The organism is Cryobacterium lyxosi, from assembly GCF_004403345.1.
In the GTDB taxonomy this organism is placed as follows: Bacteria; Actinomycetota; Actinomycetes; order Actinomycetales; family Microbacteriaceae; genus Cryobacterium; species Cryobacterium lyxosi.
Genome location: NZ_SOGT01000002.1, coordinates 217,531 through 230,796, shown reverse-complemented (window position 1 = coordinate 230,796; position 13,266 = coordinate 217,531). Strand labels below are relative to the sequence as shown.

The 13,266-nt window shown below is 58.5% G+C and carries 14 protein-coding genes; 6 read left to right on the top strand and 8 right to left on the bottom strand.

Translation table 11 applies throughout. The annotated features are described in order from the left end of the window. Positions 1 to 83: 83 nt before the first annotated feature. Together E3T27_RS02020 and E3T27_RS02015 are read left to right on the top strand one after the other, a co-directional pair. Entirely contained in the window at positions 84 to 1,448 is a 1,365-nt protein-coding gene (locus tag E3T27_RS02020) for an aminotransferase-like domain-containing protein (RefSeq protein WP_369831151.1), read from the top strand. A gap of 42 nt (positions 1,449 to 1,490) precedes the next feature. Continuing rightward, a complete protein-coding gene (locus tag E3T27_RS02015; protein ID WP_104197290.1) occupies positions 1,491 to 2,447 on the top strand; it encodes a D-alanine--D-alanine ligase family protein in 957 nt (318 codons plus the stop codon). Between the two features lie 354 nt (positions 2,448 to 2,801). On the opposite strand, the gene E3T27_RS02010 is transcribed toward E3T27_RS02015, so the two are convergent. The 8 genes from E3T27_RS02010 to rpmH form a co-directional block, all read right to left on the bottom strand. Continuing rightward, positions 2,802 to 3,764 carry a ParB/RepB/Spo0J family partition protein gene (locus tag E3T27_RS02010; RefSeq protein ID WP_104197289.1) on the bottom strand — a complete coding sequence of 321 codons (963 nt, stop codon included), beginning with the start codon at positions 3,762 to 3,764 and terminating at the stop codon, positions 2,802 to 2,804. Then, the gene (locus E3T27_RS02005; protein WP_104197288.1) at positions 3,764 to 4,717 is read right to left on the bottom strand and encodes a ParA family protein; all 954 of its coding nucleotides are present in this window, start codon (positions 4,715 to 4,717) and stop codon (positions 3,764 to 3,766) included. Before E3T27_RS02005 ends, E3T27_RS02010 begins: the two co-directional genes overlap by 1 nt. 76 nt (positions 4,718 to 4,793) lie before the next feature. Beyond that, on the bottom strand, positions 4,794 to 5,459 hold the full coding sequence (gene rsmG / locus E3T27_RS02000; protein WP_233200832.1) for a 16S rRNA (guanine(527)-N(7))-methyltransferase RsmG: 666 nt from the start codon (positions 5,457 to 5,459) through the stop codon (positions 4,794 to 4,796). A 56-nt stretch (positions 5,460 to 5,515) separates the two neighbouring features. After that, a complete protein-coding gene (locus tag E3T27_RS01995; protein ID WP_420898031.1) occupies positions 5,516 to 6,079 on the bottom strand; it encodes a Jag family protein in 564 nt (187 codons plus the stop codon). A 38-nt stretch (positions 6,080 to 6,117) separates the two neighbouring features. Further along, positions 6,118 to 7,092 (bottom strand): membrane protein insertase YidC, encoded by a 975-nt coding sequence (yidC, locus tag E3T27_RS01990; protein ID WP_104197286.1) that lies wholly within the window; start codon positions 7,090 to 7,092, stop codon positions 6,118 to 6,120. Positions 7,093 to 7,100: 8 nt separating this feature from the next. Beyond that, positions 7,101 to 7,412 (bottom strand): membrane protein insertion efficiency factor YidD, encoded by a 312-nt coding sequence (gene yidD, locus E3T27_RS01985; RefSeq protein ID WP_104197285.1) that lies wholly within the window; start codon positions 7,410 to 7,412, stop codon positions 7,101 to 7,103. Beyond that, complete coding sequence (gene rnpA / locus E3T27_RS01980; protein ID WP_369831154.1) at positions 7,409 to 7,723, bottom strand: ribonuclease P protein component; 315 nt, start codon at positions 7,721 to 7,723, stop codon at positions 7,409 to 7,411. The genes yidD and rnpA overlap by 4 nt, the downstream gene beginning before the upstream one ends. Before the next feature lie 86 nt (positions 7,724 to 7,809). After that, positions 7,810 to 7,947 (bottom strand): 50S ribosomal protein L34, encoded by a 138-nt coding sequence (rpmH, locus tag E3T27_RS01975; protein ID WP_010204566.1) that lies wholly within the window; start codon positions 7,945 to 7,947, stop codon positions 7,810 to 7,812. A 472-nt stretch (positions 7,948 to 8,419) separates the two neighbouring features. Here rpmH and dnaA point away from each other — a divergent pair, with 472 nt between their 5' ends. The 4 genes from dnaA to E3T27_RS01955 all read left to right on the top strand — a co-directional run bounded on the left by dnaA (position 8,420) and on the right by E3T27_RS01955 (position 13,179). After that, the gene (dnaA, locus tag E3T27_RS01970; RefSeq protein ID WP_134571402.1) at positions 8,420 to 9,838 is read left to right on the top strand and encodes a chromosomal replication initiator protein DnaA; all 1,419 of its coding nucleotides are present in this window, start codon (positions 8,420 to 8,422) and stop codon (positions 9,836 to 9,838) included. 479 nt (positions 9,839 to 10,317) lie between these two features. Then, positions 10,318 to 11,475, top strand: a complete 1,158-nt coding sequence (gene dnaN / locus E3T27_RS01965; RefSeq protein ID WP_104197282.1) for a DNA polymerase III subunit beta — start codon at positions 10,318 to 10,320, stop codon at positions 11,473 to 11,475. A gap of 5 nt (positions 11,476 to 11,480) precedes the next feature. Then, positions 11,481 to 12,647 (top strand): DNA replication/repair protein RecF, encoded by a 1,167-nt coding sequence (gene recF / locus E3T27_RS01960; RefSeq protein ID WP_104197281.1) that lies wholly within the window; start codon positions 11,481 to 11,483, stop codon positions 12,645 to 12,647. Then, complete coding sequence (locus tag E3T27_RS01955; protein ID WP_134571401.1) at positions 12,640 to 13,179, top strand: DciA family protein; 540 nt, start codon at positions 12,640 to 12,642, stop codon at positions 13,177 to 13,179. The genes recF and E3T27_RS01955 overlap by 8 nt, the downstream gene beginning before the upstream one ends. Positions 13,180 to 13,266: the final 87 nt, after the last annotated feature.

Below are 13,266 nucleotides of genomic sequence, written 5' to 3'. Positions count from 1 at the left end.
AACCCGTCCGGCATCGACCGGGCGGGTTTTTTCCTGCCCGGTACCACCCCATACGATAAAGAACACAGTAGAACGGATGTGACGTGACAATTCAGGGTTCCCCTCAGGCCGGCGCTGTGCAGACAAGTACTGCGCAGGGCGGCAACAACCTCGACCCGTGGTACCACCACTACGCCGACCGAGCCGCCGGGCTCAAGGCATCCGAAGTGCGCGCACTCTTTGCCGTGGCTTCCCGCCCCGAGGTGGTCTCACTCGCCGGCGGCATGCCGTACGTTGCCGCCCTGCCACAGGATCTCGTCATCAACGCCATGGACCGCGTCATGCGGGAAAAGGGTGCCACCGCCCTGCAATATGGCTCTGGTCAGGGAGTTCCCTTGTTACGAGAGCAGATTCTCGACGTCATGGCACTCGAAGGCATCAAGGCCAATGCTGACGACGTGGTCGTCACGACCGGCTCCCAGCACGCCCTGGAATTGGTGAGCAAATTGTTCCTGAACCCCGGTGACGTCGTTATCTCCGAAGGCCCCAGCTATGTCACCGCCATGGTCATCTTCAAGTCGTATCAAGCCGAGATCGACCACGTGCCGATGGACGAGAATGGCCTGATCCCCGCAGCACTGACCGAGCACATTGCCGCCCTCAAGGCAGCCGGACGCACCATCAAGTTTCTGTATACCATCCCCAGCTTTCACAACCCGGCGGGCGTAACCCTCAGTTGGGCCCGGCGCCTGGAAATTCTACAGATTTGCCGCTCGAACAACATCTTGGTGCTCGAGGACAACCCCTACGGGCTGCTTTATTTCGACAAGCCTGCACCAGACGCCATCCGCTCGCTCGAGCGCGACGGCGTCGTCTACTTGGGCACCTTTTCCAAGACGCTCGCCCCCGGCTTCCGGGTGGGCTGGGCACTCGCCCCGCACGCGATCCGCGAGAAACTCGTGCTCGCCAACGAGGCGGCCGTGCTCTCTCCCAGTTCCTTCACCCAGATGGTCATCTCGGAATACCTCTCTACGGCCGACTGGAAAGCGCAAATCAACACGTTTCGTGGTGTCTACCACGAACGCAAGAATGCCATGCTGGCTGCCCTGGATGAGTATCTCCCCGACCTGAGCTGGACCAATCCGACCGGTGGTTTCTACGTCTGGGTGACCCTACCCAAACAACTCGATTCCAAAGCGATGCTTCCTCGTGCGGTCAAGGAACTTGTCGCATACACGCCCGGGACCGCGTTCTACGCTGACGGTGATGGACGCCAGAACTTACGTCTCGCGTTCTGCTATCCCACCCCCGACAGCATTCGACTTGGCATACGCCGACTGGCTACTGTCATTCGCGGCGAACTCGACCTACTGGATACTTTCGCGGGCACAGGATCACTCGGAGCTGCCCCAGATCGACCTGGTATCCACAATCCGCGTTTCGGCGGTCCGCCAGCAAATATCTCCTAAATTCGCTTTACTACCCACACCCAGCTAGGAAAAAACCTGATCATGAGTGAATTCTCCGCACTTAAAATTATTGTGCTGGCCGGCGGCATCTCCCATGAACGTGACGTGTCGCTGCGTTCTGGCCGACGCATAGCGGATGCCCTCACCGATGAAGGCCACTTCGTCACCGTGCTCGACCCTGGCGCCAACTTGCTGGGCACACTGGCAGAGCAGGTTCCTGACCTCATCTGGCCCACCCTGCACGGCGCCACCGGAGAGGATGGCGCACTGCTGTCCCTGCTGGAAACCACCGGACTTCCTTTTCTTGGCTCGCGCGGCCCCGCCGCCGCTCTCGCCTGGAACAAAGCCATCGCTAAAGAACTGGTTCTGCGGGCTGGTTTCGCTACTCCCCCAGCCATTGCCCTATCGACCGAAACCTTTCGCGACCTCGGCGCCGCGAGCGTGCTCGAGCATCTGGTGAGCGCTATCGGCTTACCGCTCGTCGTCAAACCAGCCCAGGGTGGTTCGTCCCAGGGCGTCACGATCGTGCGCACTCCCGCCGACCTCCCACGCGCCATGGTCGACGCGTATACCTACGCCGACACCGCCCTGGTCGAGGCCTACATTGACGGGACCGAAGTTACGGTCGCCGTACTCGACACCGGGGACGGGCCAACGGCTCTGCCAATCGTGGAAATCGTCCCCCTCGACGGCGTGTACAGCTTCGAGGCCCGATATAACGCGGGTGAGACGGACTTCTACACCCCCGCCCGTCTCTCTGACGACATCTCCGTTACCGTCGCCACGGCCGCAGTCGCCATTCACACTCTCCTGGGGCTACGCCACCTCAGCCGAATCGACCTCATTGTCGACGCCGCCGGCACCCCGTGGTTTCTCGAGGCCAACGTACTCCCCGGCCTGACCGAAACATCCCTGGTTCCGCAGGCCATCGAAGCCGACCGCCGTACTCTCGGCGCCACCTACTCGGCCTTGGCGGTAAACGCCCTAGCCACTCAGTAGTGTGCCGTTTCACGTGAAACACCATCGCAGTTTCACTGGGCGATCCTGGTGTTTCACGTGAAACACCGTCCCGCCCCAACAGCACGTTCCACATGTTTCACGTGAAACGCTCTCGACCCTCTGCCACCGTGTCCCACGCTTCATGTTTCACGTGAAACACACCGTAACCGATGCGCACGAGCAATCATGACCAACTCATAGCCACGGTCCCAAACCAAACCCCAGCCCCAAACCAAACCCCAGCAGAAGGCGAGCCTTTAGGGAGGGCCACCGAGATCGGCAGCCCGGTCAAACACCGTGCCGCTACCTCAGTCCACCGTTTCACGTGAAACGCGACGTCGAAGGAGTCTCTGGTCAGCTGGCGCTAAAACCCGGTTCACCGAGAACCGTCAGAATGCGATTCAGATCACCAATGGTCGCGAAATCAACTGTGATCTGGCCTTTTCTTACCCCCAGATTGATCTTGACGCGAGTATCAAGGCGATCTCCAAGATGCTCTGCGATCTCGTCAAGATGCCCCTGGCGTCGACCCGGCAGCGGTTTCGCTTTCATGGCCCGCGGAACCGCAACCGCCGCGGCCTCAGCGGCGCGAACGGACAAATCTTCCTCGACGATTTTATCGGCCAGGCGCAGCATGCCGGCCGGGTCACCCACCGACAGAATCGCTCGCGCGTGACCGGCAGACAAAACACCAGCGGCTACACGTACCTGCACCGGTTCCGGCAGCTTCAAGAGACGCAGGGTGTTGGTGATCTGCGGACGCGATCGACCGATACGTTTTGCCAGTTCCTCCTGAGTAATGCCAAAGTCGGCAAGCAACTGCTGATATGCGGACGCTTCTTCCAGCGGATTCAGCTGCGCACGGTGCAGGTTCTCCAGCAACGCGTCACGCAGCATATCCACGTCCGCTGTTTCGCGTACAACAGCCGGAATAGTGTCGAGCCCAACCTCCTTGGTGGCACGCAGTCGGCGCTCACCCATAACAAGCTCATACTTGCCCGGTTCATCGGCCAATGGCCTCACAACGATTGGCTGCAGTACCCCAACCTCGCGAATGCTGTGCACCAGCTCAGCAAGGTCATCCTCGTCGAAAATAGTACGCGGCTGGGCCCGATTGGGAACAATGTCCTGAGGATTCAGCTGCGCCAGCCGGGCGCCCGCTATCAGCGGGACGTCGGAAAGAACTTCGGGGGAGGTATCCGCCACATCGGTTACGCCGCGCGGAAAAAATACGTCGACCGGGCGGGGCGCAGACGCGTCACCCTGCACCGGGATGAGTGCGCCGATACCGCGGCCGAGGCCGGTTCTTTTCGCCATTAGTGCTTTTCTTTCGTTTGGGGCCTATTTTCTGTTCGCGGTGCCCCACGATGGGCCATTTCTGCTGCTGCTTCAAGGTATGAGAGCGATCCTGCCGAGTTGAGATCGTAACTCACAACGCTCTGACCGTAGCTCGGGGCCTCAGAAACGCGCACAGAGCGCGGAATAGCGGTGTTAAGGACCTGTTCTGGAAAGTGATCGCGCACTTCTTTGGCAACCTGGGTGGCCAGATTGGTGCGGCTATCGTACATGGTGAGCAGAATGGTCGAGACGACGAGCTCGGGGTTGAGATGCTTTTCGATGAGAGCGATGTTCTTGAGCAGCTGACTCAGCCCCTCGAGTGCGTAGTACTCGCACTGAATGGGAATGAGAACTTCGCGAGCGGCGACGAAAGCATTGATCGTCAGTAGACCGAGCGACGGTGGACAGTCAATGAAGACGTAATCGTACGGTTCGACCGCCTCGGAGAGGTACAGATCAAGCGCACGACGGAGTCGTTGCTCGCGCGCGACGAGCGACACCAGTTCAATCTCCGCACCCGCCAGATGGATCGTAGCGGGAACACAAAACAAGGCACCGAATTCGGGGCTCTTCTGTACGACTTCATCCATGGGCATGTCGTTGATGATGACGTCGTAGACGCTTGGTGTCTCGGCACGGTGCTCAACACCGAGGGCAGTAGAGGCGTTGCCCTGCGGATCCAGGTCGATGACCAGAACACGCGCGCCCTGGCGAGCGAGGGCGGCGGCCAGGTTGACCGCGGTCGTTGTTTTGCCGACGCCACCTTTTTGATTGGAAATCGTCAATACCCGGGTCTGATCGGGTTTTGGCAACTCGCCGGCAGCAATCACCTGGCGGCGGCGCGTCAGTTCGGCAATTTCGCGGGCCAGCGGTGTTGTCCCGTCGAAGCCTGCCGCTTTGCCGGTGTGCTGATCTTCAGCAGGATGTTTCACGTGAAACCTTTACGCTCGACGGTTGATGAGCCACCCGAAAGGGACCCCCGAACACCAAATCCAGTGACATTCGGGACTACTCCACTGTAGCTCTGATGACCCGGGTTACCTCAGGCAGCACGCCAGCGCCGAGGGTGATTACCTCAACCTTGCTCAGGCGATACTTGCGAATCGGCTTGGCTGCCGCCTGGATCTCACGCTCGGCGCCCTCACCTTTCATAAGAATGAGTTCACCACCACTGCGCAGCAGGGGAGCAGTCAGCGGAATCAGCTTGCTGAACGCACTCACCGCTCGAGCAGTCACCTGATCAAGTGGGTGCGCCAAGCGTGTGTCTTCGGCGCGAGCACGCACCACGGTAACATTCGGCAAGTGCAGGGCAGCGACCTGGTCATTCAGCCAGGCAACCCGACGTTCCATCGGTTCGATCAGCACGAAGTTCACGTCGGGCCGGGCGATGGCCAGCACGACACCGGGAAGACCAGCACCGGAACCAACGTCCCCCACGAGACCGGGGCGTAACAGCGGCGCCACAATGGCGCAATTGAGAATGTGTCGTGACCATAGACGCGGGAGTTCTAGTGGACCAATCAAGCCCAATAATTCGCCCTGATCAGCCAAATTGTTGGTAAACGCTCGCATAAGATCGATTTGGGGACCCAGAAGGCTTACCGCCGCTAACGGTTCAATCTCCAGTGTGACCGGATCGGACGCGCTCCGTGACGCCGGCGTGGATCCCGGAATGTTCGAAGCAGCACGGATCGGGTCCGGCGTGACGGATTGCGACATGACCAACGAGGCTACGCTGCGGTAATGACGGTGTGGCGGTCGCGGCCTTCACCGGACGACTCCGACCGGTACCCATTACTGGCTGCCACGATGTCGTGCACGAGTTTGCGCTCGTAGGAGGACATGGCCGGCAGGTCGGCCGCGGTCGCGCCGCCCTCAATCCGCTCGATAGCGTGGCCTACGAGGGTGGCGAGCTCAGCTTCGCGCGTCTCGCGAGATCCACCGATGTCCAAGATCAGGCGGGAGAAAGAACCTGTTTTATTCTGCACCGCGAGGCGAGTCAGTTCCTGCAGTGCGTTGACCGTATCTGGTTTGGAAAGCACTCGCAGATTGTCGGCGTCCGACGCTTTGACCGCCAGGTAGGCCCGTCCATTGCGGGCATCGATGTCAATATCGCCATCGAGGTCGCATATATCGAGAAATTCCTCGATGTAGTCCGCGGCAATGTCACCCTCACGCTCAAGCTGGTCGGTCGTAAGGGGGGCCTCAGTAACGCTCCCGGATTCGGAAGCGTCGGATGAGGGATCCGTTGTGTGAGCAATGACATCTGCACTGTCAGCAGTGACAGTGCCCACTTCGGTGAGGCCAGTTTTGTCCGTCACGGTGATCTCCACTACTTCTTCGGGCCGGTTTGTTTTTTGGCGCGGGCCCTGCCGACCGGCTGCTGGCGCTGAACGGGCTTGGCAGGTTCCTCCACCACAATGATGTCACCATCGGTCGCGATGAGCTTGCCTTTACGCGCCAAACGCTCTTCGCGAGCCTTGGCGGCTTCACTGCCAGGAGTCGGCATGTTTCGAATGACCAGGAACTGCTGAATCATGGTCCAGATATTGGAGGTAAGCCAGTAGAACATCACGCCGAGCGGGAAAGCAACACCGGAAAAGGCAAAGACGAGGGGGAGGAGATAGAGCATGATGCGCTGCTGCTTGAACATCGGACTCGCCTTGGTTTCCGGCGACATGTTCTTGGACACGATCTGCAACTGCGTGATGAACTGCGACGCGGTCATCAGCACCACCATGGTGGCGGCAATGATCATGACGGTGCCATTGAATGGGTTACCGGCGGTCCACAGCGACCACTGGGAGGCGAAAGTGTCGTGCAGCGGCGCATTGCCGAACAGTTTGGCGTTACCGAAGCTCTCGGCAAGGCTCTGGTCAAGCGGCCCGACACCGGCGTTGGACTTCTGGGCGTCGTTCAGCACCGAGAACAGGGCGAAGAAAATCGGCATCTGCAAGAGAAGTGGCAGGCAGGAACTGAGCGGGTTGGTCCCGGTCTTTTTGTACATGGCCATGGTCTCGCGGGACATCGCCTCGCGGGAGAACTGGTCTTTCTTCCCCTTGTACTTGTCCTGGATCTTCTTGAGCTGCGGAGCGACCTCGAGCATCTTGCGCTGGCTCTTGATTTGCCGTACAAAAACGGGAATCAGGGCGGCACGCACGACCAAGACGAGGCCGACAATGGACAGCACCCACGTGATGCCGTCGTTGTAGCCCATCCCCAAGCTGGAAAAGAGCCCGTGGAAGGCGACGAGCAGCAGTTCGACGACCCATTTCAGAGGCCAGAGGATCGTACCTATGAGGTCCATACTGTGGGTTAGCCCTTTCCGTGGCTAGGTGCGACAACAAAACCGAACGACGTCAGACGAAAGCGACGATTGCTTTTGAGTGGTACATCATCAATGCCGCCTGGTGACCACGGATGACAACGGCTCAGCCTGCGCACAGCAAGAGCGCAGCCCCACGCTAGTCCGTGTTCCTGAACGGCCCCCAATGCGTAGGCCGAACAAGACGGGTAAAACCGGCACACATCTCCATAGAGTGGAGAAATCACGGCTCGATACACGCGAAGAACCACGACACCGACGTTGCGGGGTATCAGGATAATCGTCGCGAGTACCGGGTTCATCGGCCCACGCTGTTCTTCCGCGCAGATTGCGGGCGGGAGAGGGAACGGTGAACTTCGTCGCGCAGCGCCTGCCACGCGATACTGCTCGCTCCCGGTAAAGCCCGGATGACAACATCCGTTCCTGCCGGAACGAGTGGGAGCAGTTCGAACGTGACCGCCTTGAGGCGACGCCGAACGAGATTGCGCTTCACAGCGTCACCCACATTCTTTGCGACGATAAAGCCGAAACGAACCGGAACACCGGCGACACCAGATTGATCTCCAGCGCTTTTTCGCACATAAAGAACGGTATGCGCACCAACGATCCGCACACCGCGCCGAACGACGCCTTGATAGTCACTGCCGCTCGTAATGCGATTTACGTGAGCGAGCACGAGAACCTGGCGACCATGAAAACCTACGCTGAGAGTTCGGTGCGACCCTTGCGACGGCGAGCACCGAGAATGGCGCGGCCCGCACGGGTGCGCATGCGCAGGCGGAAGCCGTGCACCTTGGCGCGACGGCGGTTGTTCGGCTGGAAAGTTCTCTTGCTCATAATTCAATCTCCACGTATTTGAATCACCGCTGGCCAAATTTCCTTCGGCCAAAACAGCAGCACGCACAGAATATGGAAGCCCGCGGGATGGGGTCAACTGATTAAAACTACGGCCTCGGCCACGTCTGGTCAAACTCAGAGCCCGAATCAGGGGATTCTGCACAATAATGACTCCAACGTAAATGCCGAAGAGAGGATGCGTAGCGCCCGATGAATTCGCCTCGTTGCGCGGCAGTGACTACCGTAAAGTCAAGTTATCCACAGGTTGGTCGCACCAATCTGAGAATTCGGCTGATTTTATACACAGGCAGTGGATAACTTTAACGATGAGTTCGGACCAAGAACTCACACGGGCCTCCAAAACTCGCCTCACGCGGGCCGATAGGGTCGGCGGCCGGTGTCCGGCATAAGGCCACCCGCATCCGCCGGTCGCCCAACAGTGAAAACTCGAAATGCACAGATTGTAGGAACAATGGCAGACGTAGAAGCGCCGATTGCTGAAACATGGCGGTCTGTTCTGACCACGTTGGAATCCGACGCCACCATCACACCGATGCTGTACGGATTTCTCAGCCTGGTCGAGCCGAAGGGCATCGCGGCCGGCACCTTCTACCTGGAGGTCCCCAACGAGTTCACGGCAAGCATGCTCAACCAGCGGATACGGGTTCCCCTGCTGACGGCAATGGGCCAGCTCGATGAAGCGACTGCTGTTTCAACTTTCTATGTGGTCGTCAACCCCGAACTTGAGCAGGAATCGTTGCGACCGGTGCAACAAACGATGACCCCGCCAGACGTCATCACTCCCGCCCCCGCGCAATCGGTTTTTGAGGGCGCAGTCGCGGCACAGCCCCACGAAACCCGACTCAACCCCAAATACAGTTTTGACAACTTCGTGATCGGGCAATCAAACAGATTCGCCCATGCCGCAGCCGTCGCGGTAGCTGAAGCACCGGCCAAGGCTTACAACCCGCTTTTTATCTACGGATCATCGGGCCTCGGCAAGACACATCTCTTGCACGCGATCGGCCACTACGCCATGAGCCTGTACCCCGGGATCCGCGTTCGTTACGTCAGTTCGGAGGAGTTCACCAACGACTTCATCAACTCCATTGCGAACAACCGCGGCTCGGCTTTTCAGGCTCGATATCGAAACATCGACATCCTCATGATCGATGACATCCAGTTTCTTCAAAACAAAGCGGAGACCCAGGAAGCTTTTTTTCATACTTTCAACACCTTGCACGACCACAACAAGCAGGTAGTGATCACAAGCGATCTACCTCCCAAGCACCTCACCGGTTTTGAAGACCGCATGCGCAGCCGCTTTGAGTGGGGCCTGATCACGGATGTCCAGGCTCCGGACTTGGAAACCCGCATCGCTATCCTGCGGAAAAAGGCCCAGAGCGAGAAACTGCAGGTGCCACACGACATTCTCGAGTTCATGGCGTCGAAGGTTTCGTCCAACATTCGTGAGCTTGAAGGCACTTTGATCCGGGTCACCGCTTTCGCTAGCCTCAATCGCACGCCGGTGGATATGGATCTGGTTCAGACGGTGTTGAAAGACCTGATCACCTTGGACGAGGACAACGTCATCGCTCCGGTTGACATCATTACGAATACGGCCAATTACTTCAAACTATCCGTTGACGACCTCTACGGATCGAGCCGGTCACAGGCCATAGCTACCGCCCGCCAAATCGCCATGTACCTGTGCCGCGAACTCACGAATCTCTCTCTTCCCAAAATCGGGCAACTGTTCGGTAATCGCGACCATACGACCGTGATGTACGCGAACAAGAAGATCAGTGAACTGATGAAGGAACGTCGCTCGATCTACAACCAGGTCACCGAGCTGACCAACCGCATCAAGCAGGACCACCGGTACAAGTAGGTCACAGCCATGCGTGCAGGTCACGACCCTCGTTGTGACGGGGAAATATGAGCGGTCCTTCCGGACGTTTTAAGCAAGTTCAACGTGCTTAGGCCCGGAGGGGCCGAATTTTTTTTAGTTTTCACACCTGTGGATAACCCTGTGGAATTAACTCACACAACCGGTCATCGCCTGTAGAAACTCGGATGCACCCTGTGGAAACGTGTAATTCCTCCGTGCCGCGCTTGCCCAAACGAATGACAAACTTCCACAGCTCGCCCACAACTTACAAACGTGTAATTCCCAATGCCTGAGCGGTTTTCACAGAGTTATCCACAGTTTCCACAACGGTTAAGAAGATTAACAAGAATTTCTTAACCTTGATCTAGCCGACAACCTTGACGGCTGACGCCGATCAATCACGACGGTAACGAACCAGCCCATGAACACAGCTAGCATTGAGGACCACCCATCCGCCCGTCGAACGCAAGGAATGTTTCGTGAGATTTCAGGCCAACCGGGATGTCTTCAGCGAAGCAGTGTCCTTCGCGGTCAAACTTCTGCCTCAACGCACCACCCTGCCAATCCTGAGTGGTGTCCTCATCGAAGCCACCGCCACCGGCTTGATTCTCTCCTCGTTCGACTATGAGGTCTCTGCTCAAACGGAGATCTTGGCCGAGGTTGAAGAAACCGGCAAGGTTCTCGTCTCGGGGCGTTTACTCGCCGAAATTGCCAGTCGTCTGCCCAACGCACCGGTACGTTTTTCCACGGAAGATTCCCGCATCAAGGTCAGCTGCGGCTCTGCAAGCTTCACCCTCCTGTCTATGCCGGTTGAGGAATACCCCAGTATCCCTATCGTCACGACCCAATCCGGACTGGTGCCGGCTGAAGAATTCGCTGCGGCTGTTGCCCAGGTCGCTGTGGCGGCGTCGCGAGATGACGTCACCCCTGTTATTACCGGCGTACAGCTTGAGGTCACCGAAAACAGCCTGAGCCTGGTCGCCACCGACCGGTACCGCGTTGCGGTTCGAGAAATCGACTGGGACCCGGGCAGTAACACCGAGGACAACGGGCAAGGTACTGTCACGGCCCTCGTACCGGCTCGTACACTGCAGGAAGTCGGTAAGACTTTCGGCCACAGCGGAACCATTTCGGTCTCCATCACCAACAGCGACGACCGCGAATTGATCGCGTTCACCGCGAACAAAAAGACCGTGACCTCGTTGCTCATCAAAGGCAATTTCCCTCCGGTTCGCCGATTATTCCCCGCAACCGTTGACAACTATGCGGTGATGAACACGGCTGACCTCATCGAAGCCACACGGCGCGTGCAACTTGTACTCGAACGTGAAGCCGCACTGCGTTTCACCTTTGCCACTGACGGGGTCACTTTGGAAGCCGTCGGCTCCGAGCAGGCACAGGCCTCGGAAACCATCGATGCCATCCTTTCCGGGACCGAGACCGTCGTCTCGCTCAAGCCACAGTTTCTTCTGGATGGGCTCAGCGCTGTCCACTCCGAATTTGTGCGGATTTCTTTCACGAAAACAGACAATCCGAATAAGCCCGGGCCGGTGTTGATCACCAGCCAGACCTCGCGCGAGCAAGCCGGAGTGGACAGCTACAAGTATCTGCTCCAGCCCAACCTGCTGCTGCGCTAACGCCGGTGCGGGTTACCCACCTCTCACTAACCGACTTTCGAAACTATTCGAACGCCGAGGTTGCTTTTGTTCCGGGTCCGAACCTCATCGTCGGGCGCAATGGACAGGGCAAAACCAACCTGGTCGAGGCACTCGGCTTTCTGAGCACACTGGGGTCGCACCGAGTCTCCACGGATAAGGCCATGATTCGAGCCGGCCAGGACGCCGGCATAATCCGAGCCAGGCTCGAATACAACGGCCGCGATATCCTGGCCGAGGTACAGCTCAACCGCTCCGGTCAAAACCGGGCGCAGGTTAATCGGTCGGTTATCAAGACCCGTGATTTGCCCCGGTATTTTTCGAGTGTGGTCTTTGCACCGGAGGATCTTGCCCTCGTACGGGGCGACCCATCGGGGCGGCGTAAGTTTCTCGACCAACTTTTGGTGCTTCGCAATCCGCGCCTGGCTGCAGTGCTCAGCGATTATGACCGTGTGCTCAAGCAACGCAATACCTTACTCAAATCGGCCCGAGCATCGGGAGTGCGTGGTAACCAGCTCTCGACCCTCGAAATCTGGGATGAAAGGCTCGTGGAGTTCGGTTCTGAGATCATCGACGAGCGCGCCAAACTTGTGCGGCAGCTCGGTGAGCCGTTGCGCGCGGCGTATCGAGCCGTCGTCAATGAAGACCATGGTCCGGCCCTGGTGGCGAGCTTGAGCATTCTCGGTGCTGATGAAGACGCCGATCTCGGCGTGATCACGCCCCTCGCCTCTCGACCGGCGGTGTCGGTGGAATCATCCACCAATGAGATCTTTCGCGCAGCGCTGGTCGGCCTGCGAAAACGCGAGCTGGAACGAGGCATCACTCTTGCTGGACCGCACCGCGATGACCTGGTTTTCATGCTCAATGCCTTGCCGGCCAAGGGATATGCCAGCCATGGGGAATCGTGGTCGTTCGCGCTGTCGTTGAAACTTGCATCCGCTTCGTTGTTGCGGCAAGAGTCAGCCAGCGGCGACCCGGTGTTGATCCTCGATGACGTTTTTGCCGAGCTGGATCTGGACCGCCGGGCCAGGTTGGCCGCCGCGATCGAGTCGTACGAGCAGGTTTTGATTACGGCCGCGGTTCTCGAAGACGTTCCCGCAGCGCTTGTCGCGCACACCATCCACATTCACGCCGGAGTCGTCACCAATGGTTGACGAAAATGTTCCACGTGAAACAACCAACGTCGACGATTCCGTGGAATTCAGTACCAGTGAAGCTGCCAACGTCTACCTGCGCTTCAAGAGCATTTTCGGCGATCCCAATGCCAGGCGTGCGCGCGGTCGTAAGCGAATTGCGCCGGTTGCCGGCTCGAGTGTCCCGTTCGGGATCGGACGCGACCCGCGAGGTCTCGGTGACACGATCAATTCGCTGACCCTGCAGTTGGGGTGGAACTCTCCGTTGGCCCAGTCTGAACTCCTCGCAACGTGGGCAGAGCTTGCAGGCGAAGAAACTGCCAACCACTCGACCCCGGCCGGCATTGACGACGGTGTGCTCACGGTGCGCTGTGAATCCACCGCCTGGGCGACCCAACTCCGACTCATGCGCAATGTGATCATGGAACATATTGCGAATCGGTACCCGGATGCTGGTATCCAATCAATTCGTTTCCAAGGGCCCAACGCGCCGTCCTGGAAAAAGGGCCCCAGATCAATTCCAGGGCGTGGTCCACGCGATACCTACGGGTAACCCCACATTTAAGGTCAACCTCTTGAACAAAACGCGTCAAACGGCGATTGTGGCCTGTTCGTCTTCCCCCGTTTGGTAGACTGAAGG